Source organism: Pseudomonas sp. GW821-FHT01A09, assembly GCF_058986725.1.
Map to the genome: position 1 here is coordinate 44,508 of NZ_JBYSWB010000016.1, position 21,574 is coordinate 66,081.

Annotated in this window: 21 protein-coding genes; 15 read left to right on the top strand and 6 right to left on the bottom strand. The window is 63.6% G+C overall.

Going from position 1 to position 21,574, the window contains the following annotated elements:
* The first annotated feature begins 48 nt into the window (after nt 1-48).
* The 5 genes from AC3WJP_RS18365 (at nt 49) to AC3WJP_RS18385 (ending at nt 2,767) form a co-directional block, all read left to right on the top strand.
* Nucleotides 49-1,314, top strand: coding sequence for a class I SAM-dependent methyltransferase (locus AC3WJP_RS18365; RefSeq protein WP_493721989.1), 1,266 nt, complete (start codon nt 49-51; stop codon nt 1,312-1,314).
* Nucleotides 1,315-1,388: 74 nt separating this feature from the next.
* Nucleotides 1,389-1,622, top strand: coding sequence for a helix-turn-helix domain-containing protein (locus AC3WJP_RS18370; RefSeq protein WP_493721990.1), 234 nt, complete (start codon nt 1,389-1,391; stop codon nt 1,620-1,622).
* 185 nt (nt 1,623-1,807) lie between these two features.
* Nucleotides 1,808-2,152 carry a head completion/stabilization protein gene (locus AC3WJP_RS18375; RefSeq protein ID WP_493721991.1) on the top strand — a complete coding sequence of 115 codons (345 nt, stop codon included), beginning with the start codon at nt 1,808-1,810 and terminating at the stop codon, nt 2,150-2,152.
* Nucleotides 2,145-2,489 (top strand): putative holin, encoded by a 345-nt coding sequence (locus tag AC3WJP_RS18380; RefSeq protein ID WP_493721992.1) that lies wholly within the window; start codon nt 2,145-2,147, stop codon nt 2,487-2,489. The genes AC3WJP_RS18375 and AC3WJP_RS18380 overlap by 8 nt, the downstream gene beginning before the upstream one ends.
* Entirely contained in the window at nt 2,486-2,767 is a 282-nt protein-coding gene (locus tag AC3WJP_RS18385) for a phage holin family protein (RefSeq protein ID WP_493721993.1), read from the top strand. Before AC3WJP_RS18380 ends, AC3WJP_RS18385 begins: the two co-directional genes overlap by 4 nt.
* Before the next feature lie 20 nt (nt 2,768-2,787).
* On the opposite strand, the gene AC3WJP_RS18390 is transcribed toward AC3WJP_RS18385, so the two are convergent.
* A complete protein-coding gene (locus AC3WJP_RS18390) occupies nt 2,788-3,189 on the bottom strand; it encodes a helix-turn-helix domain-containing protein (protein ID WP_493721994.1) in 402 nt (133 codons plus the stop codon).
* Between the two features lie 286 nt (nt 3,190-3,475).
* Between AC3WJP_RS18390 and AC3WJP_RS18395 the strand changes: the two genes are divergently transcribed.
* On the top strand, nt 3,476-3,748 hold the full coding sequence (locus AC3WJP_RS18395; RefSeq protein WP_493721995.1) for an Ogr/Delta-like zinc finger protein: 273 nt from the start codon (nt 3,476-3,478) through the stop codon (nt 3,746-3,748).
* Between the two features lie 10 nt (nt 3,749-3,758).
* Here AC3WJP_RS18395 and AC3WJP_RS18400 read toward each other — a convergent pair whose 3' ends face one another.
* The 3 genes from AC3WJP_RS18400 to AC3WJP_RS18410 all read right to left on the bottom strand — a co-directional run bounded on the left by AC3WJP_RS18400 (nt 3,759) and on the right by AC3WJP_RS18410 (nt 5,976).
* The gene (locus AC3WJP_RS18400; protein ID WP_493721996.1) at nt 3,759-4,784 is read right to left on the bottom strand and encodes a DUF4917 family protein; all 1,026 of its coding nucleotides are present in this window, start codon (nt 4,782-4,784) and stop codon (nt 3,759-3,761) included.
* A 110-nt stretch (nt 4,785-4,894) separates the two neighbouring features.
* The gene (locus tag AC3WJP_RS18405; protein WP_493721997.1) at nt 4,895-5,116 is read right to left on the bottom strand and encodes a hypothetical protein; all 222 of its coding nucleotides are present in this window, start codon (nt 5,114-5,116) and stop codon (nt 4,895-4,897) included.
* 137 nt (nt 5,117-5,253) lie between these two features.
* Nucleotides 5,254-5,976: a pirin family protein gene (locus AC3WJP_RS18410; RefSeq protein ID WP_493721998.1), complete on the bottom strand. Its 723-nt coding sequence runs from the start codon at nt 5,974-5,976 to the stop codon at nt 5,254-5,256.
* A gap of 285 nt (nt 5,977-6,261) precedes the next feature.
* On the opposite strand from AC3WJP_RS18410, the gene AC3WJP_RS18415 reads away from it, so the two are divergent.
* The 3 genes from AC3WJP_RS18415 to AC3WJP_RS18425 all read left to right on the top strand — a co-directional run bounded on the left by AC3WJP_RS18415 (nt 6,262) and on the right by AC3WJP_RS18425 (nt 13,045).
* Complete coding sequence (locus AC3WJP_RS18415; RefSeq protein ID WP_493721999.1) at nt 6,262-7,419, top strand: response regulator; 1,158 nt, start codon at nt 6,262-6,264, stop codon at nt 7,417-7,419.
* Nucleotides 7,420-7,483: 64 nt separating this feature from the next.
* Nucleotides 7,484-7,846 (top strand): response regulator transcription factor, encoded by a 363-nt coding sequence (locus tag AC3WJP_RS18420; RefSeq protein WP_493722000.1) that lies wholly within the window; start codon nt 7,484-7,486, stop codon nt 7,844-7,846.
* Entirely contained in the window at nt 7,847-13,045 is a 5,199-nt protein-coding gene (locus AC3WJP_RS18425; protein WP_493722001.1) for a trifunctional serine/threonine-protein kinase/ATP-binding protein/sensor histidine kinase, read from the top strand. It abuts the gene before it with no gap.
* Between the two features lie 63 nt (nt 13,046-13,108).
* Here the strand turns inward: AC3WJP_RS18425 and AC3WJP_RS18430 are convergent, their stop codons facing one another.
* Nucleotides 13,109-13,930: an alpha/beta fold hydrolase gene (locus AC3WJP_RS18430; RefSeq protein ID WP_493722002.1), complete on the bottom strand. Its 822-nt coding sequence runs from the start codon at nt 13,928-13,930 to the stop codon at nt 13,109-13,111.
* Nucleotides 13,931-14,247: 317 nt separating this feature from the next.
* On the opposite strand from AC3WJP_RS18430, the gene AC3WJP_RS18435 reads away from it, so the two are divergent.
* From AC3WJP_RS18435 to ycaC, 6 genes are all read left to right on the top strand, one after another.
* The gene (locus AC3WJP_RS18435) at nt 14,248-14,781 is read left to right on the top strand and encodes a helix-turn-helix transcriptional regulator (RefSeq protein ID WP_493722003.1); all 534 of its coding nucleotides are present in this window, start codon (nt 14,248-14,250) and stop codon (nt 14,779-14,781) included.
* Nucleotides 14,782-14,974: 193 nt separating this feature from the next.
* Nucleotides 14,975-15,889 carry a LysR family transcriptional regulator gene (locus AC3WJP_RS18440; RefSeq protein ID WP_493722004.1) on the top strand — a complete coding sequence of 305 codons (915 nt, stop codon included), beginning with the start codon at nt 14,975-14,977 and terminating at the stop codon, nt 15,887-15,889.
* 304 nt (nt 15,890-16,193) lie between these two features.
* Nucleotides 16,194-16,625 carry a DoxX family protein gene (locus AC3WJP_RS18445; protein ID WP_493722005.1) on the top strand — a complete coding sequence of 144 codons (432 nt, stop codon included), beginning with the start codon at nt 16,194-16,196 and terminating at the stop codon, nt 16,623-16,625.
* A 73-nt stretch (nt 16,626-16,698) separates the two neighbouring features.
* The gene (locus tag AC3WJP_RS18450) at nt 16,699-17,319 is read left to right on the top strand and encodes an antibiotic biosynthesis monooxygenase (protein ID WP_493722006.1); all 621 of its coding nucleotides are present in this window, start codon (nt 16,699-16,701) and stop codon (nt 17,317-17,319) included.
* Nucleotides 17,316-19,154, top strand: coding sequence for an amidohydrolase (locus AC3WJP_RS18455; protein ID WP_493722007.1), 1,839 nt, complete (start codon nt 17,316-17,318; stop codon nt 19,152-19,154). The genes AC3WJP_RS18450 and AC3WJP_RS18455 overlap by 4 nt, the downstream gene beginning before the upstream one ends.
* Nucleotides 19,155-19,283: 129 nt before the next feature.
* Nucleotides 19,284-19,913: an isochorismate family cysteine hydrolase YcaC gene (gene ycaC / locus AC3WJP_RS18460; RefSeq protein WP_226506858.1), complete on the top strand. Its 630-nt coding sequence runs from the start codon at nt 19,284-19,286 to the stop codon at nt 19,911-19,913.
* Between the two features lie 145 nt (nt 19,914-20,058).
* Here the strand turns inward: ycaC and AC3WJP_RS18465 are convergent, their stop codons facing one another.
* Nucleotides 20,059-21,495, bottom strand: a complete 1,437-nt coding sequence (locus AC3WJP_RS18465; RefSeq protein WP_493722008.1) for a mechanosensitive ion channel domain-containing protein — start codon at nt 21,493-21,495, stop codon at nt 20,059-20,061.
* Between the last annotated feature and the right edge of the window lie 79 nt (nt 21,496-21,574).

The window sequence follows — 21,574 nt, forward strand, 5'->3', positions numbered from 1 at the left end:
AAAATACTCGGCTTTACCCGTGCGCGGGCGTCCGAGGTTTTGCTGTATATGTCTGCTTCCTTGCCTTCTGCCAACAACAGCGCTGCCCAGAACCGCAGCGTCGACGATTCGCGCGCGCAGTTTATGGCGGTGCTCGACATCAGCCTGCAACAGAACGCCCTGATCAAGATGGTGTTTTCCCGTCATGTCGGCGCAGAGGCGGATTTGCAGCGCGTCAGCGTCAAGCCGCTGATGGTCAAGGAGCAGCCTTGCCTGTCGTTCGTCTATCGCTACAAGACCCGCGACATCACCCGCAACCTGAGTCTGGCCGAAGGCGTGGCGCAGGTAGCCGAGTGGTTGCCGCAGGTGTTCAAGACCGCGCACCTGCTGACCCTGACCGATGAGCTGCAGTTGGAATTCAGCAAGAAGGGCAAGGCCATGCTCCATCGCAGCAAGGCCGCCCAGGCCCGCACCCTGCCTTCGGCCGAGCATGATCGGGAGAAAAAACGCTATCTGGAGCTGTCGCGGCCCTTTCTGCAGGATCTGGGCGTGACCAATGCCCAGCACGAGCTGATTCCGGCGATGTCGCGCAAATGGAAGCAGATCAACAAGTTCATCGAAGTGTTCGCTCACGCTTTGAGCACCTCCAACCTGGCCGCCGGGGCGCCGCTCAAAGTGGCCGACTTCGGTTCGGGCAAGGGTTACCTGACATTCGCGATCCACGATTACCTGCGCAACACCCTGCAGCGCGAGGCTCAGGTCACCGGTGTGGAGTTGCGCCAGGACATGGTCACTCTGTGCAACAGCGCCGCCGCCCGGCTGGATCACCCCGGACTGGTGTTCGAATGTGGCGACGTGCGCAGCGTGGTGCCCAGCCAGATCGACGTGATGATCGCCCTGCACGCCTGCGACATCGCCACCGACTATGCCATCCATACCGGCATCCGCTGTGGGGCGGCGATCATCATGTGCTCGCCGTGCTGCCACAAGGAGATCCGCCTGCAGATCCAGAGCCCGGGGCTGCTCAAGCCGATGCTGCAATACGGCCTGCATCTGGGGCAGCAGGCCGAAATGGTCACCGATGCGCTGCGAGCCTTGTACCTGGAGGCCTGTGGCTACGAGACCAAAGTCTTCGAGTTCATCTCGCTGGAGCACACCAACAAGAACAAGATGATCCTGGCGGTCAAGCGTGCGATGCCGCTGAACGTCGCGGCGCTGCTGGAAAAGATCCAGGCGTTGAAGGCGTTCTATGCCATCGAATCGCAGTCCCTCGAATCCTTGTTGCGCGCCGATGGCCTGCTGCCAGGCGCGGTGGTTTTGTCGCCAGCGCACTGACAAGCCTCGCCGATGGGAGTGGCCTGGCGGGTTGTTCAAGATGATCCGGTCTTGAACAACAGGGGGCCAGGCTCATGGCATCTCGACTTATCGAACCTCGCGACACCGTGTACCTGACGCCTCGAGAACGCGAGGTGCTGTATTGGTATGGCAAAAGCAAGACATCCTGGGAAATCGCTTTGATCCTGGGATGTGCTGAAACCACGATCAACTTTCATTTCGCCAATATCCGTAGCAAGTTCGCCGTAGGCAGCCGCGGTGCCGCCTGGCATCTGGCCCAGGCGCGGGGCATGCTGCGCACCGATTGACGCCGTGTCACACCAACGCCAACGCCCATCACCCGATGGGCGTTGGCGTTTTTGCGTGGGTCATCGAACCTATTTGTACCCTGGGCGGATACAAGGCGGCAGCGTTGTCCGAGGGACGAGCGGACAACACTATAGGGGCATGCGGCGCCGCATCCGGCGCCCCCTTCGTTTGGTGAGCGTCAAGCATGCAGACCTTATTCGAGGACGTGTCGGCACTGGTCCCGCCTTGCCGCTTGCGTCATGACCCGTTCTGGCCTTCGGTCCATTGCGCAGAAGTGCGCCAGGCCTTGAGCCTGGATGAAATCATCAGTGACCTGCGCCTGGAGGTGGCCCTGCACAGCGCGATCATCCAGCTGGAGCGCGATCTGGCCGGCGCCCGCTTTCTGTGGCGGCGCGAAGGCTTCACGGCACTGGAGCAGGTATCGACAAATGCGGACAAGGTGTTGAGCCAGTACCGCGAAACACTGTACGAATGCGTCCGGGTGTTGCTGGCGGAGCAGTTACAGGTCAAGGAGTGCAGTCATGGCTAGCAATCTAGCGACCCTCTACGTCGGCCTGGGCATGGCCGCGCTGGTGCCGTTGATCGATGGCGATGCGCTGTTCGGGGCCTTGCTCGGCGGCTGGCTGGTCACCACGACACAGCAGGAGCTCAAGGCCTGGCAACGGCTGGCATCATTGTCTCTGTCGGCGGGTGTGGGCTATTTGTTTACCCCGGTGGCACAACCTTTGTTACCGGTGTTGTCCAACGGCGCCGCAGCGTTTTTCTGCGCGATGCTGGTTATCCCGGTCAGCGTGAAAATCATGCACTGGACCCATTCCGCCGACCTGCGCGACATCCTTCACAAACTACGAGGTGGCCGGCCATGACGCTTGGATTACTCGTGCCGCTGATCACAGCCTGCGCGTTTCTGCTGAGCGCGTTGCTGCTGGTGTGCGGCCGGCAGACAACGCCACGGCCGTCGCGGCGGGTCACGCTGTTCAGTAGCCTGCTGGGCGTCTCTCTCTGCCTGGCAAGCCTGGAAATCCTGCTGTTCCAGCCTTCGGTGAGTGTGTGGCACGCGACCACCAGCGTGCTGCTCTGTAGCTTGATTTTTCGAGTGCGGGGGCGGATGGCGCTGCTGCTGGAAGGTGTGGGCGATAAGTGATCGCCGACCATGACGCCTGCTCAGGCGTTTGGTGCCAGGGCGCTTTGCTCGTAGAGCCGGTCCAGGCGTCGCTCGAGGTCGCGCAGGCGCTGGCGTTCTTGCGCCATTTGCTGAACGAACTGTTGATCGGCCACCGTCAGCGTCCGAAAGACCGCCAGCATGCGCTGCTCTGGCTCCGAGGACAATTCATCGAACACGGCCGTGCGCTGCATGGGGCCGACGCCGGTCAGCAGCCAATCGAGGCTGATACCGTGCTGTTCGGCCAGATCTATGCAAACTGAGTAAGGCATGCGCTCCCTGCCTTTCCAGCTGCTGAGCGTCTGCGGGCTCACCCCTAACCGCTCGGAAAGCCCACTGTCAGTATTCGTGGCGGTTATCTGCTTGAGCCGGACAATGATCTCAGACGATTTGGAAATACTCATTTTGGATACACTCGTTTGACTTATCCGTATTTTGTAGCATAATTTTACTCATAATGAGTAAATTCTCCAGTCCATGGATAGACTGAGAGAGCAGGGAGGCACTGGATGGAAACTTACTACGACAGTTGAAGAAAATTCCTACAGGTTCCGGGGAAAAGTCTTGTAAGCAAAATCGGCTTAAAGGCCTTTGCTTGTTACAGCTTACAAGAGACGACTCATCGGAAAAAGAAAACTTGGGGGCCATGAATATGGCCCCGCAGTACTGACTCATCAATCGGAGCTATCCATGAGCACATACAAGATGGTCTGTCCGCATTGCGCCAGCCGCATGCGTATTCGTACCAGTGAAGGCCGTCATATCTTTCTGCGGGTGGCTTACCTGCAATGCACCACCGAGGCCTGTGGCTGGTCGGTGCGTGCGGAGTTTGAAATGACCCATGAGCTTTCACCCAGTGGCATGCCCAACCCCGAGGTCAGGCTACCGCGTGCCGACTGCGATTTGCGCCGCGCGGCACTCAAGCCTGTCGCGCCGGCTCCGCTCTTGGAGGTAGTTGATTAGCACTCGGCCTTCAACGCCGGGGGCGGAGCGGTTTTTCCTTGATCACCGGGACGTTGAGCTCTGGCAGCCCCAGAGGATGGGATGTCGCATCAAAGAATTCGAGGGCCGTGGCGGACTCGCGAAACAGCGTCGCGTAATGCCGCTTCTGGCTGATGATCCAGGCATCGCTCAGCGGGAAAATGGCAATGGCCAAGCGTTCGATGTTGGCATTGAGCAAGCTGTCGATGATGTGTTGATCCTGCGCGTTGAGGTTATGTCCGAACAGGCAGAGCGGACCTTGGTGTTGCCGCAACTGTTGCAGGCATCCGCTCAGGTAGGCCGAGTCACGAATGCTCGCCAGCTTGTCGCGACTCGGGCCCTCGGCGACGAACAGCGGAACGTCCCCGGGCGTGTTGATGGCAAAGCCGTCAAGCAGAGCGCTGTCGACCGCGCTCCGTCGCCGCGTGCTGCCGTCGGCATGCTTGATCAGGTGCAGCCCGCCGTGCAGGTACAGCAAGCGTGTGGTGCCGGATTGACCCGCCTGCGGATCGAACTCGCCCTCGGCGCCCATCCAGTCGTCGAACCCTTGCGGCGAGTGCAGCATGGCCCAATGGCAGAGCAGGTCGTAATTGCTCGAATAGACGGTCGAGTACTGGCGCAGTGCCTGATTCAGATGGGCGAGAGTCTTGGTGCTGACCAGTTGCCACGGAATATGCACGCTGCGCATGGCATGGATCAGCGCTTCCTTGATCGCGTAATAGCGATTGAGCGGCGCGGTCGAACTGATGGCCAGCGCCGCGTTGATGCGTACCGTGGTATTCAAACTGCTGAGCACGCGTTCGAAGTTCTCGGTGTTCAGGTGTTTGAACAGCGCCAGATCGGACTGCCCCAACGGCCGATTGCGCACTTTCTGCGCCCGTTCGAACAGCGAGTCATAGCCGAAGTTGCGCCATATCGCGCGGCTGCCACCGTTCCCCAGAAGCAGGCCGGTACATGCGTTGGCGAGGGGCAGGCTATGCCACTGAGGCAGAAGGGCGTCGAAATCTTGCTGATCCATGGGCGGGTTCGTCGGGCTCGGCAGTGGGCGAGGCGCGACTTTACCATGGGCAATGGCGCACACGCAGACTCTTCAGGCGAAGAGTCTGGCGCTGGGTGCGCAGGGCTCGGTCACGGTGTGGCCGGTAGCTCCTTGAGCTGATGGATCATCTTGCCGATCTGCTCGGCATTGCGATCCAGTGTCTCCAGAGCGCCACGTATATTGTCTGCGACGGCTGTATCCTCGCCGCGCACTTCGACCCAGAGCGCCAGTTCTTCGATGGCCGCTGCCAGAGCGAACTGATTTTCATAGAGCTTGTCCATAACCGCCGGGACTATGTGCTTTTCCGTCATGGGTCACATCTCAAGAGAGTCGACAAATGTTATTGAAGAATGACCAGGCAGTCAGTGCGGTAGTTCTATTTGTTTGCAACAGCCACAAAAAAGTCCATCGGCATCGCACCGATGGACTTGAATGACGGCATACGTGATCACGGCATCCGAGGCAGTTCCTGTGGGCGAAGATCGAACACCAGTACTTCGGCATCGATGCCCCGCGCCAGATGCAGCGCGGTTTCTTCGCGCACGCGCACGCCATCGCCTTCGTCGAGCCGCTCACCATTGAGCTCGATGCTGCCGCAGGCCACGTGCACGTAGGCATAACGACCGGGCTCAAGATCGAGCGTAGCCTGCTCTTCGCCATTGAACAGCCCCGCATAGACGCGTGCCTGCTGACGAACGGTCAGCGAGCCGTTGGCGCCGTCCGGTGAAATGATCAGTTGCAGACGGCCACGTTTCTGCTCGGCGCTGAAGTGTTCCTGCTGATAGCGCGGCTCGGCGCCGGCTTCGTTGGGCACGATCCAGATTTGCAGAAAGTGCACCCCCTCGGTCTGCGAATGGTTGTACTCGCTATGCGCCACGCCAGAGCCGGCACTCATCAGTTGTACGTCGCCGGGGCGGATCACCGAGCCGGTGCCCAGGGTGTCCTTGTGCTCCAAGGCACCTTCCAGCACGTAGGAAAAGATCTCCATGTCGCGGTGCGGGTGTTGGCCGAAGCCCTTGCCAGCGATGACCCGGTCATCGTTGATCACCAGCAGGTCGGAAAAACCCTGCTCGCGGGGATTACGGTAATGACCGAAGGAAAAGGTGTGGAAGGATTTCAACCAACCGTGGTTGGCAAGGCCGCGTTCAGAAGCTTTACGAAGGGTCAGCATGATCATCTCCAGATTGGGTTTGCGGGCGGCCGAAGCGTTTCGCAGGTTCGACGGCAAGTGGTTTTGCGTCGCGTTGGAAGAAGATTAATGCTTTGCGTGATTACCAATAAGTAGATCGAACCGGTCTCACTGTCTCCCCAAGGTTGACAGTGACGCGTTCAGCCTTCCCAAGGTATCTACAGGGATAATTGCGGCCGTGCGTTCAGCGCTCTAACCTGCCACATCAATCGATGTTGTCGGCGCGGGGCGGGCCGTTCTCACCCCTCTTTATTTTGCGAGATGCCCATGATCCGCATCGCACAGGTGACCGTGTCACTGGAACGGCGCGAGCTGTTCGCCGGTTCCCAGCCGATCAAACTGGGCAGCCGCGCCTTCGATATTCTCGAATTGCTGATCAATGCCAGAGGACGGCTGGTCAGCAAGGATGAACTGCTGGCGAGGGTGTGGCCGCACTCGGTGGTCGAGGAAAACAACCTGCAGGTGCACATTTCGATGTTGCGCAAAGTGCTGGGGGGCGGTCGGGACTTGATCAAGACGGTCCCCGGGCGCGGCTATCGGTTGCTGCTCGACGACGAGCCGCCATCGGCGCCTGCCGCGGCCGAACGGCCGCCCGTCAATGCGGCGCTGCCGGCGACAGAGGCCACTGGCCGCGATCACTTGTTGATCGCTCTGCTCGAACGCCTGGGCTTGCAGGACATGCTCGACGAAAGCCGTGGCCAGCCCAGCGCTGTGCCACTCCCCGCAGCACAAGAGCCCGCCGGACCCTGGTGGCAGGGCCCGGGAGCCACAGTGAACACGCCTTTGAACAGCATGGATGCGCTGGTCTATATCGTCGACGATGAAAGCTCGGTGCGCTCGGCGCTGGTGCGCTTGCTGCGCTCGGCCGGTGTCGCGTCGAAAGCCTTCGCCTGCGCCGAGGATTTTCTTCAGGAACCCTACGCCGAGCAGTTGGCGTGCCTGGTGCTCGACGTCAACCTGCAGGCCAGCAGCGGTTTCGATCTGCAGCAGGAATTGCGTCGACGTGGCTGCGAGATGCCGATCATCTTCATGACCGGTTACGGCACCATCCCCATGTCGGTCAAGGCCATCAAGGCCGGGGCCCAGGAGTTCCTCACCAAGCCCTTCGACGAGGGGCAATTGCTCGAGGCCGTCGATAACGCCCTGGCCTACGCGCGCCGCACTTATGCGCTGACCGTCCGCACCCGCGAGATCCGTCGGCGCTTCGAAACCCTCACCCCGCGTGAGCGGCAAGTCATGGCGCTGTTGATCACCGGGCGTATCAACAAGCAGATCGCCCATGAGTTGGGCACGCGGGAAGTCACCACCAAGGTCCACAAGAAACACATCATGACCAAAATGCACGCCGCCACGCTCATCGAGCTGGTGCAGATGTGTGAGTTGATCGGTTTCGACGCCGCCCTGCAGCGGCCCAATGTCATCTGATGCCCAGGTTGTGCGGCGCCCGCCATCAGCCCGCGATCACCTTTGCTGCCGTGAAGATCCCGCTATGATTCAAGTCTGTATCGTCGACGACGATGCCTCAGTGCGCAAAAGCCTGGCCAACCTGCTCAAGTCGGCGGGCTTCGCGACCTTGTCCTTCGCCTCGGGTGAAGCCTTTCTGGCGTCCACGGCGGTCGACGAGTCGGCCTGCGTGCTGCTCGACCTGCGCATGCAGGGCATGCAGGGGCTCGAAGTGCAAAAGCGCCTGAACGCGGCGCACAAGGCGATCGGGGTGATCTGCATGTCGGCGCACAACGATGAAGAGTCCATCGATGCCGCGTTGCAGGGCGGTGCCGCGTGCTTCCTGCGCAAGCCGTTTTCCGAAGAAGTGCTGCTGGCGGCCATTGCGCGGCTGGTCGAGGCCGGCTGAGTGACCATACCCTCCACCCCCTTGGGTGAAGCCGCGGCGCGCGCTGCCGGCCTGGCATCGATCCGGCGTGATGTCGGCGGTTTCAACGACCACTGGCTGCAGCACTTGTCGTGGACCTTGCTGCTGGTGGACGGCGAGGTGGCGCGCTACCGCGTGCGTTCGCCGATTTCGGTACGCGACTGGTTGATCGTGCGGCCTGCGGCAACGCCGTCCGAGCAGGTATTCCGGCGCATCCAGCATGAGTACGGCTTTCGCCAGTATCTGGATCCGGCCTGGGCGATCGTCCCGGTGGCCCTGATCAGTACGGTGGACGGGCCGTTCATGGTGCTCGATGAAACCGCCGGTACCGGCCTGCACGAGGTGCTTGGCGAGCGGCTGTCGATCACCCGCTTCCTGCGCCTGGCCATTGGCGCCGCGCAAGCGCTGGCCAGCGCCCACGCCGCCGGACTGCTGCACCACGATATCAAGCCTTGCAACCTGATCGAGGGCAGCGACGGCGTGGTTCGCCTCACTGCGTTCGCGCTCAGTCGCTACCGGCATGCCGCCCCTGTCGATACCGGGGAGGCTATCTCGGGCAGCTTCGCCTATATGCCCCCCGAGCAGGCTGGGCGCCTGCAGCAGCAGGCCGATGAGCGCAGTGACCTGTACGCCCTGGGGGCAAGTTTCTACGAGCTGCTGACCGGCCGCTTGCCCTTCGAAGGCAATGACCCTGTGGAGTCGCTGCATCAGCATCTGACCCAGCCACCGCCGCCCATCGAGCAGCTGCGCGCCAGCGTGCCGCCACCCTTGCGGCGTGTGGTACTCAAGCTGCTGGCCAAGGAACCGGCCGCTCGCTACGCCAGTGCGGGCGACCTGGCCGATGACCTGCGCCTGTGCCTGGTGCAGTGGAGCGAGTTCCAGCATATCCGCCGCTTCGAACCGGGCGGCAAGGGCCCTCGCGGGCTGGACCTGCCGGTGGCGGTGCTGGTGGGGCGCGAGCGCGAGCTGGCGCAGTTGCATGGGGCGCTGGCGCGTTGCATGGCCAGCGGGCAGGGCGAGATGGTCCTGCTCAGTGGCCAGACCGGCTCCGGTAAAAGTGCCCTGGTGCGGCAACTGCATCAGGACCTGATCATTGGCCGCGTACTGTTCGCGACCGGCAAGTTCGACCAGTCCAGCAAGACCACCCCCTATGCATCGCTGTCCCTGGCCCTGCGGTCGCTGGCCTTGCGCGTGCTGGGCGAGCCGCCGCTGGTGCTCGATCAATGGGGCGCGCGTTTGCGTGAAGCACTGGGCGCCGATGGCGCGCTGGTAGCGCCGTTGGTGCCAGAGCTGCAACTGATCACTGGCCCCATGCCGGCACTCACCGAAGCCGCCGCTCACGGCGCCCGTCACCGTTTCGACGACGTGCTGCGCACCTTCATGGGCGCCTTCGCTCGGGTCGACACGCCATTGGTGCTGTTTTTCGACGACGTGCAATGGCTCGATCATGACACCCTGGGCTTCATGCGTTCGTTGATCGAAGCGCCGCTCCCACATTTGCTGCTGATCGCTGCGTACCGCGAAGTCTGCAGCGAGCCGACCCAGGCGTTCTACGGTTTTGTCGAAGCCGCCAGGGCGCGGCCGGCGCACCTCACCGAGTTGCACCTGAGCCCCCTGAGCCCGGCGGCGCTGCATGACATGGTCTGTGCCTTGCTGGGCTGGAATGCGCCACAACTGGCGCCCTTGAGCGTCGTCATTCACGACAAGAGCGCTGGCAACCCGTTCTTCGTTCACCAGCTGTTGCGCACCTTGCTCGAAGAGCGACTGCTCTGGCCCGATCCCGCGGGCGAGGGCTGGCAATGGGACGCCGGCGGCCTCGCGCGTTTCCCCGTGGCCGACAATGTCGTCGATCTGATGGTCGCCCGTATCGGTCGTTTCCCGCGCCGCACCCAGTATCTGCTGGGCCTGCTGGCGATGGTCGGCAATCGCGCCGACAGCAGCGACATCGCCCGCATCAGCGAATTGAGCCTGCTCAAGATCCAGCGCACTCTGGCGCCCGCCGTCGAGGCCGGGCTGTTGATCGAGGATCGCCAGGGCCTGACCTTCAGCCACGACCGGGTGCGCGAAGCCGCCTATCAATTGATCGCCCCTGAACGTCGCGCCGCCGAGCACACGCGCCTGGCGCGCTTGCTGCTCAAGACGCTGCCGGCGCAGCGGGTGCAGGGCGATCTGTTCCGTATCGCCCTGCACATCCAGCAGTCGGCCCACGACGCGTTGATGGAGCACGAAAGGCCACAGTTCATCGACGCATTGCTGAGCGCCGCCGAGCGCGCCCGGGAAACCGCCGCGCTGCCCTTCGCCTTGCAATACCTGCGCTTGGCCAGGGAGCTGGGCGGCCTGCAGCGCTGGAGTGACAACCCTGCCCAGAGCCATGCCGTCGATTACCTGCATGCGCAATGCCTGGTGCATACCTGCGACTACGCCAACGCCCATGCCTGCATCGACCAGTTGCTGGAGCGGGTCTCGTCGCTGGCGCAGGTATCGGCGCTGTACGTGCTCAAGATCGAGGCCTTGTCGCTGGCGGGCGATTACGCCGCCGCGTTGCAGACCGGTCTTGGCGGCTTGACGCTGTTCGGCATCGACTTTCCGACACCGCAGTTGATGGTCGATCTGCAAGGGCCCTACCAGCAGCTGCGCCAGGCCCAGGGCGAGCGGTCGATCTTCTCGTTCATCGATCACTTTGCGCTGGACAACGGGTTCATCAAGGCCGCGCTCGACCTGATGGCGGCGATGCTGATACCGGTCTCGTTCAGCGATCGCGACATGATGTTTCTGCTTAGTTGCCGGATGGTCGAAATGACCTTGCGCCATGGCGTCTGCACCTCGGGTGTGCGCGGCCTGTCGTGGTTCGGCGTGGTACTGGCCGAACGCTTCGATGCGCCGGAGGACGGGCTGCGGTTCACCGACCTGGCGGCGCGGCTGGCGGGGCAGCCGGTCTACGCCGCCGCGCAGGCGTCCACCGACCTGGCGCTGGGGCGCATCAGCCTGTGGCTGCGCGCCCCCAGCTTCGCTCTGGAATGCAGCGAGCGGGCCTTCAATGCCAGCCGTGCGCAAGGACGCCCTGGCCTGGGCTGCTACGCCAGCCATCAGGCGGCGGCCACGCAGCTGTTCATGGGCGCACCGCTGGCGCAGGTACAGGCGCAGCTCGAACGCGGTCGCGCGCTGGCTGGCCAGCTGGATTTTCGCGACAGCCAGTTGCTGCTGGACCTGCTGGGTTGGTGGCTGCGTGCGTTGCGCGAGGGGATGATTGCCGACGCCCAGCGGCCTGCTCTGGCGGACGAGATCGAGGCGCTGGAGGCGCGGGTGCAAACCAGCAGCATGACCCCCGCACATTTCTGGCTGTGGCTGGTCAAGGGCATGCACGCGTACTTCGCGGGCGAACACCTCAAGGCGCGGGGCTATTTCGCCCAGGCGCAAAGCGCCAGCTGGAGCGTACCGGGCCACGTGCCCTTGGCCGACCTGGCCCTGTACAGCGCACTCAACCATGCGCAGCTGTGCGCTGGAGCAGAGGGACTCGAGCCGACCTTGCAGGCCATCGCCCCGCACTTGCGCCTGTTGCAGCGTTGGGCGCATCTGAACCCGCAAAGTTTTCGCGATCGCTTTTTGCTGGTCGATGCCCAGGTTGCCAGTCTGCGTGGCGACGGCCTGCGCGCCTTGGGTCTGTTGGAGTCAGCCGTGGCCCAGGCGGCGGGTGCCGGCTTCGTGCACCTGCAAGCGCTGGCCCATGAGGTGGCGGCGCAGTGCAATGCCGCGCTGGGCCTGAGCACGGCGGCGCGGGCCCACCGGGTCAATGCCCGCGACAACTGGCAGCGCTGGGGCGCGGCGAGTCAGGTCAAGCGCCTCGAAAGCGCCCATCTGTATCTGCAGAGTCGCACGCCGGATTCCCGTGCATCCGTCGACCTGTTGCGCGGCCAGCAGTACCTGGATCTGGTCTCGGTGACCAAGGCGTCGCAGGCCTTGTCCCGGGAAATCGTGTTCGAGCGGTTGGTGGAAACCCTGGTCGCCAACACCCTGGTGCATGCCGGTGCGCGCCGGGGCCTGTTGATGCTGGTGCGCGATGGCGAGCCGTGGATCGTCGCCAGCGGGCGCAGCGCCGGCACCGGGGTCGAGGTGACGCTGGCGCGCAGCGCGGTGCAAGGGCATCTGCCGCTGTCGATCCTCTACCGGGTCATGCGTACCGGCCAGACGGTCGCGCTGGAGCGTGCCGAGCGCGACGACAGCTTTGCCGCCGACCCGTACTTTCTCGACCATTGCGGCGGCTCGGTGCTGTGCCTGCCGTTGCTCAAGCAGGGCGAAGTGATTGGGGTGCTCTATCTGGACAATTCCTTGGCGGCCGGCGTGTTCACCCACGCGCGAGTGGCGATGATCGAGCTGCTGGCGGCGCAGGCGGCGATCTCCCTCGAGACCTCGCGGCTGTATGGCGAGCTGCTGGAAGAAAACAGCCGGCGGCGCGAGACCGAGGCCTCGTTGCAGATGGCTCGGGCCGAGTTGGCCCAGGTCAGCCATTCCACGGTACTGGGCGAACTGGCGGCGTCCATCGCCCATGAAATCAACCAGCCGCTGGTGTCGATCGTGTCCAACGCCAGCGCCAGTGTGCGCTGGTTGCAGCGCGCGCAACCGGAGGTTCAGGAAGCCCTCGAGGGGCTGCGCGACATCACCAAGGATGGCAAGCGCGCGGCGGATATCATCCACGCCTTGCAGGCGCTGGCGCGGCAGAAAGCCTCCAACCGGCGGTTGCTGTCGATCGACGAGGTGATCCGCCATGTATTGCTGCTCACCGCCGTGGAAATCGAGCAGCAGGGCATCACCGTCAAGGCACGGCTGGACGCGGGTGATCGTCAGGTCATGGCCGATGGCGTGCAGATGCAGCAGGTGGTCTACAACCTGATCGTCAATGCCTGCGATGCCATGGCCGGGGTATCGGCGCAGCAGCGCTGGTTGACCATCGGGTCCAGCCTGCCGTGCCCGGATCAACTGGTGGTGACCATCGAAGACACCGGTACCGGCATCAGCCAGGAGAACCAGGAGCAGATCTTCAACGCGTTCTTTACTACCAAGAGCAGCGGCATGGGCATGGGACTGGCGATCTGCCGGTCGATCATGAACGCTCAGGGCGGGACCTTGCACATGCTGCAAGGGCGGCAGGGGCAGACGATTTTCGTGTTTACCTTGCCGTGCTGACAGGTCCACCGATCGCCTGCTAAGCGCACTGTCGGCAGTACCGGCTGCCGACAGTGCCGGTTCCTATTGGCTGGCGAAGGCCAGCAGGTCCTGGTTCAGCTCGTCCTTGTGGGTGAAGTAGGTCGCATGGGGCGCGCCGGGGTAGACCTTGAGTTCGGCGCCGCGGACCAGTTCGGCCGCCGCCTTGCCGGTCACATCGAAATTCACCACGGCATCGCCGTCGCCATGGATCACCAGCGTGGGGATGTCGATGGCCTTGAGGTCAGGACGGAAGTCGGTTTCGGAGAAGGCTTCGATGCAGTCATAGGTGCCTTTGATGCCGGCTTGCAGGGCCAGGAACTGGGTCCAGTCGAGCATCGGCTTGCCGACCTTGGAGCCAGGCTGGTCGCTGCCGGTGAAGATCGGACCGAAGGCGTCGAGGAAACCTGCGCGGTCATTGAGCAAGCCGGCGCGGATGCCATCGAAGATCGCCGGGTCCATGCCCTCGGGGTGATCGTCGCGGCGAATCATCAGCGGAGTCACCGCGCTCAGCAGCACGGCCTTGGATACGCGCGCGGTGCCGTGGCGTGTGAGGTAGCGGGCCACTTCGCCGCCGCCCATGGAAAAGCCCACCAGCACGGCATCCTTGACGTCCAGTTCGGTCAGCAGGGTCTGCAGGTCGTCGGCGAAGGTGTCGTAGTCGTAGCCGCTCCAGGGCTGGCTCGAACGACCGAAGCCGCGGCGGTCGTGGGCGATCACACGAAAGCCGTTGGCGGCGAGGAAGTTCATCTGGTAGTCCCACATGTCGGCGTTCAGCGGCCAGCCGTGACAGAGCACGATGGGCCGGCCGCTGCCCCAGTCCTTGTAATGGATTTCGGTACCATCGGCGGTAGTGACGTAAGGCATCTCTGACTCCTGCAGCGGTGGATTGAGTTGAAGATCAAACCTAAGCGCATGGCGCGACAAAGTACTTTAGCCGAGCCTGAATCCTTCTGAAGGCTGCCTCGCGAGGCGCGCCGGGTGGATCGGCAGTTTCGCGCACAAGCCTTGCTCCCAGCGGGTGCGCTCAGGATCGGCATGCGCTGTGTGAGCAGGGCCTGCCCGCGAAGAGGCGAGCCCTGCCAGCACAGATTTCAGAACGTTTAACCTTTGCCAAAGTACAAGGCGCCCGGCGGTGGGGGAGACTGGCGTCGTTGACCTGTCTTCGCAAAGGAACGTCACCCATGAACACGTTGACCCTTGCCGCCCCGGCCGCGCTGGACTCTGTCGCCCTGCAACTGGTGCAGGCCCTGGCCACCGCACTGGCGCAAGCCAATCATGCCCAGCAGGAGGTGCTGTACACCACCTCCCGGGCCCTGTGCAGTCACCTGCTCGACCGCTATGCCGGCGACTGCGGCGAGGCCTCCCACCAGCGGGTGGCGTTGTCACCCTGGCAGGAGCGGCTCGCCAAGCAGACGATGCTCGAACACATGGCCCACGGCCTCTCGATCGCGGAAGTCGCGAGCCAGTGTTCGCTGTCGCGCAGCCACTTTTCCCGAGCCTTCAAGAAAACCACCGGCATGGCGCCGCGCGACTGGTTCCTGCAGGCGCGTCTGGACAAGGCCCGCGCCTTGCTGGCCGACAGCCCGGCGTCGATTTCGCAGATCAGCCTGGAATGCGGCTTCGCCGATCAGTCGCACTTCACCCGCGTGTTCACCCGCAGCATCGGCACCACGCCTTTTACCTGGCGTCGTGCGGCAGCGGCTCGCAGTGCCTGATGTGGCGTTGTTGGCTGGCCGGGACGTAGTTGGCCCTGTGGGTAACATCCGCAGGGATCGGCATGGCCCGGGCTGAAAAAAGCACATTTGTTCAAGGCGCAATCGCCGGCCCCGTGCTTGACTCGCTGCAGACATCTGCCCGCCCCTCGGATGAGGCCGCTCCCTCGCCAAGGACGACGCCTGGAGCCTTGCCATGAACCGTAATGACCTGCGCCACGTAGACATGAATCTGCTGGTGATCTTCGAAGCGCTGATGTTCGAGCGCAACCTGACCCGCGTGGCCGAAAAGCACTTCATGGGCCAGCCCGCGGTCAGCGCCGCCCTCGGTCGCCTGCGCGATCTGTTCGACGACCCGTTGCTTATCCGCAATGGCCGCAGCATGGACCCGACTCCACGGGCGCTGGCCATTCTCGAAGAGCTGCAGCCGGCCCTGGATACCATCTCGGGCGCCGTCAGCCGCGCCAAGGACTTCGACCCGGCCAGCAGTTGCAGCGTGTTCCGCATCGGCCTGTCGGACGACGCCGAATTCGGCCTGTTCCCGCCGTTGCTCAACACCCTGCGCGAGGAGGCGCCGGGCATCGTCATCGTCGTGCGCCGGGCCAATTACCTGCTGATGCCGACCTTGCTCGCCTCGGGGGAAATATCCGTGGGCGTGAGCTACACCACCGACCTGCCGGCCAACGCCAAGCGCCGCAAGATGCGCGACATCGGCTGCAAGGTGTTGCGCGGCGATTCACGGCCCGGGCCGCTGACACTGGATGAGTACTGCGAGCGGCCACACGCGATGGTGTCGTTCTCGGGTGACCTGAGCGGCAATATCGACCTGGATCTGGCCAAGGTCGGCCGCTCGCGTCGGGTGGTGCTTGGGGTGCCGCAGTTCAACGGCCTGCGCGCGCTGCTCAAGGGCACCGACTTGATCGCCACCGTACCGGATTACGCCGCCTGCGCGCTGGTGGACGATGGCGTGTTGCGCGCCGAGGAGCCGCCGTTTCCGATCGTGCCGGCGGAGCTGTCGATGGCCTGGAGCGGGGTACACGATAACGATCCGGCCGAGCGCTGGTTGCGTGGGCATATTGCCCAATTCATGTCGGCGCCGTTGCCGGGGTAACTGGCCTGGACGTTATGGGCCAGCCATGCCGGCCTCTTCGCCAGCAAGCTGTGCTCCCACAGATGCGAGACTTGGGCCTCCTCGCCAGCAACTGTGCTGCCACAGGTGCTGGACTCAGGGCCTGCCTGCTTTGTGGGAGCAAGGCTTGCCCGCGAAGGGGCCAGTCAGCGCGGCGAAAAATACCAGGCAGCACGACCGTTCCAAAGGCAGCACGCTCATGCAAGCCGTGCGTGCCTGGCTGATTCATGATGACTCGCATCGACCATGGCCCGAAGGCGGGCCGCGTGCCCCAGGGACGAACACTATGAGTGCCGGCAATCTGCAGCCCATTGAATTTGATGACCCTGCCAAGGAGCTCGGGTTGTTGTGGCTGCGCGTCAGCGCTGCACTGTTTCTGCTGTGCGTGCACGGCCTGCCCAAGTTGCTGAATTTCTCTCAGCAGTTGCAGTTGATCGAAGACCCTTTCCACTTGGGTTCTGCCGTGACGTTGAGCCTGGCCATTTTCGCCGAGGTCGCCTGTCCGCTGTTGATCATCGCCGGCGTGCTGACGCGCCTGGCCTGCTTGCCGGTGCTGTGCGTGCTGCTCATTGCAGTGGGCGTGGTGCATCCCGACTGGACACTGGACCAGGGCCAGTTCGCCTGGCTGCTGTTGATTCTGTTCAGCGCGATTCTGCTGGCCGGTCCGGGGCAACTGTCGCTGCGTTCGAGCTTGCCCGGGCGTCTGCGCTACGCCTGAACCCTAGCCGTTGGCCGGGTCGCGAGGGTGCGGCGCCGTGCTCTTGCGAATCCAGTTCAAGGAGTCACCGTACATGCCGAATTCATCCATCGTCGAACCCGCATTGCAGGGCAATGCCGACGAGTTGGTCACACTGGTGGTCAAGCACCGGGTCAAGGCAGGCACCGAGCAGGCCTACGAGGCCTGGCTGCGGCGGATCGTCAGCACTGCGCGGACCTTCCCCGGCCATCTGGGCGTCGACGTCATGCCGGGCACCAGCGCCGGTCTGCGCACCTTCACCAGCGTGCTGCGCTTCTGCTCCACCGCGCAGGTGCAGCAATGGCTCGATTCGCCGCAGCGCCTGGCGTTGCTCAAGGAGGCCGAGCACATGCTGGCCGACGGTGACGTGACTGAAATCGGCGACGCTGGCGAATTCTGGTTCACCCCGCCCAGCGAGCCCGGCACTGCGCCGCCCCCGCGGTGGAAGCAGGCCGTGGTGAGCCTGCTCGTCATTCTGCCGCAGACCCTGTTGCTGCCCTTCATTTGGGGCCCGGTGTTTCGCCTCAACAGCTTTTTCGGCAGCTACTTCGTCAGCACCTTTCTCGTCACCATCACCATCGTGCTGTTGGTGGTGTACCTGTTGATGCCGGCTGCCACGCGCCTGTTCGCGCCCTGGCTCAACGCTTCTTCCTCTGCAGAAAAGGACCCGCAATGAACGCCGATCTGATTCTATTCAATGGCAAGTTCCACACCGTCGACCGTGCAAAACCCCGCGCGACCGCGGTCGCCATCAGCGCCGGTCGCTTCGTCGCGGTCGGCAATGATGCCGAGGCCATGGCCCTGCGTGGCACCGGCACCCAGGTGATCGACCTCAAGGGCCGCACCGTGATCCCCGGCCTCAACGACTCGCACCTGCACCTGATTCGTGGCGGCCTGAACTACAACCTCGAGCTGCGCTGGGAAGGTGTGCCGTCGCTGGCCGATGCCATGCGCATGCTCAAGGAACAGGCCGATCGCACGCCGACGCCACAGTGGGTACGCGTGGTCGGTGGCTGGAACGAATTCCAGTTCGCCGAGAAACGCATGCCCACCCTGGCCGAACTCAACCAGGCCGCACCCGACACGCCGGTGTTCGTGCTGCACCTGTATGACCGCGCCTTGCTCAACCGTGCCGCCTTGCGTGTGGCCGGTTATACCCGCGACACGCCCAATCCGCCGGGTGGCGAGATCCAGCGTGACGCCAACGGTGACCCGACCGGCATGCTGGTTGCACGCCCCAACGCCATGATTCTGTACTCGACCCTGGCCAAGGGCCCGACCCTGCCATTGGAGTACCAGGTCAACTCGACTCGTCAGTTCATGCGCGAGCTCAACCGCCTGGGGCTGACCAGCGTGATCGACGCCGGCGGTGGTTTCCAGAACTATCCGGATGACTACGCGGTGATCGAGGAGCTGGCCAAGGCCGAGCAACTGACCATCCGCATCGCCTATAACCTGTTCACCCAGAAGCCCAAGGCCGAGCTGCAGGACTTCAAGAACTGGACCGGCAGCGTCACCCTGCACCAGGGCGATGACTTTTTGCGCCATAACGGCGCCGGCGAAATGCTGGTGTTCTCGGCGGCCGACTTCGAGGACTTCCTCGAGCCGCGCCCGGACCTGCCGCAGACCATGGAACAGGAGCTGGAGCCGGTGGTGCGCCACCTGGTCGAGCACCGCTGGCCGTTCCGCCTGCACGCCACCTACGACGAATCGATCTCGCGCATGCTGGATGTGTTCGAGAAGGTCGACCGCGATATCCCCTTCAATGGCCTGCCGTGGTTCTTCGACCATGCCGAGACCATTTCGCCAAAGAACATCGAGCGTGTGCGGGCCTTGAACGGCGGCATCGCGATCCAGGACCGCATGGCCTTCCAGGGCGAATATTTCGTCGATCGTTACGGCGCGCGTGCGGCGCAAGCCACGCCACCGATCAAGCGCATGCTGGCCGAAGGCGTGCCGGTCGGCGCCGGTACCGACGCCACGCGGGTGTCGAGCTACAACCCCTGGACCTCGCTGTACTGGATGGTCAGTGGCCGTACCGTTGGCGGCCTGGAGCTGTATCCGGAAGGCCTGTCGCGGGACACCGCTCTGGAACTGTTCACCCATGGCAGCGCCTGGTTCTCGTCCGAGCAGGGCAAGAAGGGCCAGATCAAGGTCGGGCAACTGGCCGATGTGGTGGCCCTGTCGGCGGACTTCTTCAGCGTCGAGGAAGAAGCCATCAAGTGGATCGAGTCGGTGCTGACCGTGGTGGGCGGCAAGGTGGTGCATGCCGACGCGGAGTTCGGCGACCTCGATCCGCCGCGCCTGCCGGTGCTGCCTGACTGGTCGCCGGTGGTGCGCGTACCGGGCCACTGGCGCCCGACCTCGCCACTGCAGGCCCAGGTGCACCAGTGCAGCGGCCCCTGCGCCGTGCATTCCCACAGCCACGAGCGAGCGCGGCAGTCGAGCGTTCCGGTGAGCGACTTCCAGGGCTTCTGGGGTGCCTTCGGCTGTTCCTGCTTCGCGTTCTGATGGCCTGGTCGCCTTGTTCGCCGAGGGGGCTTGCCCCCGATGGGCGACCCTGGCCTGTTGCTGGCCGTAAAACTTTTCGGGGGCAAGCCCCCTCGCTACACCTGACCCGTAACCTTCGAGGATTGCACAATGAGCAACGCCCCCCGTTACAACCGCTTGAACAAAGACGACGCCGTGGTTCTGCTGGTCGACCACCAGGCTGGCCTGATCTCGCTGGTGCAGGATTTCTCGCCCAACGAATTCAAGAACAACGTGCTGGCGCTGGCCGATTGCGCGAAGTTCTTCGGCTTGCCGACCATCCTGACCACCAGCTTCGAAAAAGGCCCCAACGGGCCGATGGTCCCAGAGCTCAAGGAGATGTTCCCGGACGCGCCGTACATCCCGCGCCCTGGCCAGATCAACGCCTGGGACAACGATGACTTCGTTGCTGCGGTCAAGGCGACCGGCAAGAAACAACTGATCATCGCTGGCGTGGTGACTGACGTGTGTGTGGCATTCCCGACCTTGTCGGCATTGGCTGAAGGCTTTGACGTGTTCGTGGTGACCGATGCTTCCGGTACCTTCAACGAAACCGTGCAGCAGGCTGCCTGGGCACGCATGAGCGCTGCCGGCGCGCAATTGCTGAACTGGTTCGCGGTAGCCTGCGAGCTGCAACGCGACTGGCGCAATGACATCGAAGGCTTGGGCAACCTGTTGTCCAACCGCCTGCCGAACTATCGCAACCTGATGAACAGCTACTCGGCCAATACCGCCAAGTAATGCTTGGCCTGTAGCGAGGGGGCTTGCCCCCGACAGGGTGTGTCAGCGCCAAAGATGTGGCTGACACCCCGTATCGGGAGCAAGCCCCCTCGCCACAGCTCCGATTCAGCCCGCCATTTCAGGAATTTTCAGCTTTGCCGCCGCTTCACCGCTTCTGCAACCAACTCAAGAATCCGCCTTTTCTGATGGCCACCGGCTTGTGCAGCAGCAACGCATGACTGGTCTGCTGCCTGACCGCCTGCAACTTGTTCAGCGCCTTGCCCACTGCAGCGCTTTGCTCGACGCAGTGTTGCGTCAGCGTCTTGTCGATCCGGTACACCATGGTCGACGTCAACGCGGTGAAGCGCGCCTGCGACGGCGTGTCACCCATGATTCCTTGCTCGCCCATGATCTCCCCGGGGCCCATGCGCCCGACTTCCATGAACCCTTCGCCATCGACGACTTCGGCCGCGACGACGCCGGTGCCGATGATCATCAGGAACTGGGCCACTTCGTCGATCTCGAGAATCCGCTGACCCGCAGCGAACTCCCTGGCGACCATGGCCGCTGCCAGTTGGTCCCTGGCGTCGACGTTCAGCCCCTGGAAGATCTTCACCTCGTCGAGCAGCTCCCGCGCCCGCGTCACCCCCTGCACTGGCGCCATCCCCTCGGCCAGGCGGCTGATGCCGGCGGCCTCCAGATGCCGATGGGCAAGGTCGAACAGTTGATTGCGGACCTCGCCGCGCTTGGCCAGGTCAGCGATAAAGCCGCTGGCCACGTACTCGGTAACGGTTTCGCCAGACGCCTTGACCAGGGCCTTGGGCGGCGGATTGGTCAGCAGCAGGCTAGTACCGCGCAGGCTGCGCTCAAGGGCATCGAGCACGCGCCGCGGGCGCACGTGGTTGGGCAGTTGCACACTGATGGACACGCCGTGCAGGCTGCTGGGGCGGCTGAGGTTGATGATCTTGGCCTTGGCCGCGACCGAGTTGGGCACCACGGCGGTGCTGCCGTCGATGGTCAGCAGGTAGGTGGCGCGCCAGTTGATGTCCAGGACCTTGCCTTCGACGCCGTCGATGCTGATCGAGTCGTCGACCTGATAGGGCTTGGTGGTGTTCAGCACGATGCCCGAAAACACGTCGCTCAAGGTACTTTGCAGCGCCAGGCCGACGATGATCGCCATGGCGCCGGAGGTGGCCAGCAGGCCCTTGACCGGCAGCTGCATGACATAACCGGCGGCGGCGACGATGGCGATGAGAAACACCAGCGCGCCGATCACGTCCTGCAGCAGGCGGCCGCTGTGGCCAATGCGGTGGGTGAGCAGCAGGCCGAGCAGTTCGGTCAGCACCCGCGCCAGATACAGCCACCAGAAGATCGCCAGCGCCGTGGCGCACATCTGCAGCAGCGTGTCGTCCGGCCAGGGCGGCGCGAGCAACGGGCTGACGCCGCCACCGATGATCATCCAGCTGTACAGCAGGAACAGGCCCAGGCGTATGCCCACCTTGGCGATCGGATGCCGCACGGGGGCCAGTTGCCAGACCAGCAGGTCCAGCAGCAGCACCAGCGCGCTCCACAGCAGGAGATGATTGAACACAAGCGTCGTCATGGCGTTATCCGCAGAAGGGCAGGGTAGAGGGTAGGAGGACGCCAGGCATTACGCCATTGGCTAAAGGTTGGGCCGGGCT

What these genes read in the sequence shown, in the direction of transcription:
- AC3WJP_RS18390 (WP_493721994.1), bottom strand. Translation starts at nt 3,189, where the DNA reads ATGAGTATTTCCAAATCGTCTGAGATCATTGTCCGGCTCAAGCAGATA.
- AC3WJP_RS18440 (WP_493722004.1), top strand. Translation starts at nt 14,975, where the DNA reads ATGAACCGTAATGACCTGCGCCACGTAGACATGAATCTGCTGGTGATC.
- ycaC (WP_226506858.1), top strand. Translation starts at nt 19,284, where the DNA reads ATGAGCAACGCCCCCCGTTACAACCGCTTGAACAAAGACGACGCCGTG.
- AC3WJP_RS18395 (WP_493721995.1), top strand. Translation starts at nt 3,476, where the DNA reads ATGAGCACATACAAGATGGTCTGTCCGCATTGCGCCAGCCGCATGCGT.
- AC3WJP_RS18375 (WP_493721991.1), top strand. Translation starts at nt 1,808, where the DNA reads ATGCAGACCTTATTCGAGGACGTGTCGGCACTGGTCCCGCCTTGCCGC.
- AC3WJP_RS18435 (WP_493722003.1), top strand. Translation starts at nt 14,248, where the DNA reads ATGAACACGTTGACCCTTGCCGCCCCGGCCGCGCTGGACTCTGTCGCC.
- AC3WJP_RS18415 (WP_493721999.1), top strand. Translation starts at nt 6,262, where the DNA reads ATGATCCGCATCGCACAGGTGACCGTGTCACTGGAACGGCGCGAGCTG.
- AC3WJP_RS18370 (WP_493721990.1), top strand. Translation starts at nt 1,389, where the DNA reads ATGGCATCTCGACTTATCGAACCTCGCGACACCGTGTACCTGACGCCT.
- AC3WJP_RS18380 (WP_493721992.1), top strand. Translation starts at nt 2,145, where the DNA reads ATGGCTAGCAATCTAGCGACCCTCTACGTCGGCCTGGGCATGGCCGCG.
- AC3WJP_RS18420 (WP_493722000.1), top strand. Translation starts at nt 7,484, where the DNA reads ATGATTCAAGTCTGTATCGTCGACGACGATGCCTCAGTGCGCAAAAGC.
- AC3WJP_RS18365 (WP_493721989.1), top strand. Translation starts at nt 49, where the DNA reads ATGTCTGCTTCCTTGCCTTCTGCCAACAACAGCGCTGCCCAGAACCGC.
- AC3WJP_RS18385 (WP_493721993.1), top strand. Translation starts at nt 2,486, where the DNA reads ATGACGCTTGGATTACTCGTGCCGCTGATCACAGCCTGCGCGTTTCTG.
- AC3WJP_RS18410 (WP_493721998.1), bottom strand. Translation starts at nt 5,976, where the DNA reads ATGCTGACCCTTCGTAAAGCTTCTGAACGCGGCCTTGCCAACCACGGT.
- AC3WJP_RS18455 (WP_493722007.1), top strand. Translation starts at nt 17,316, where the DNA reads ATGAACGCCGATCTGATTCTATTCAATGGCAAGTTCCACACCGTCGAC.
- AC3WJP_RS18465 (WP_493722008.1), bottom strand. Translation starts at nt 21,495, where the DNA reads ATGACGACGCTTGTGTTCAATCATCTCCTGCTGTGGAGCGCGCTGGTG.
- AC3WJP_RS18450 (WP_493722006.1), top strand. Translation starts at nt 16,699, where the DNA reads ATGCCGAATTCATCCATCGTCGAACCCGCATTGCAGGGCAATGCCGAC.
- AC3WJP_RS18405 (WP_493721997.1), bottom strand. Translation starts at nt 5,116, where the DNA reads ATGACGGAAAAGCACATAGTCCCGGCGGTTATGGACAAGCTCTATGAA.
- AC3WJP_RS18400 (WP_493721996.1), bottom strand. Translation starts at nt 4,784, where the DNA reads ATGGATCAGCAAGATTTCGACGCCCTTCTGCCTCAGTGGCATAGCCTG.
- AC3WJP_RS18445 (WP_493722005.1), top strand. Translation starts at nt 16,194, where the DNA reads ATGAGTGCCGGCAATCTGCAGCCCATTGAATTTGATGACCCTGCCAAG.
- AC3WJP_RS18430 (WP_493722002.1), bottom strand. Translation starts at nt 13,930, where the DNA reads ATGCCTTACGTCACTACCGCCGATGGTACCGAAATCCATTACAAGGAC.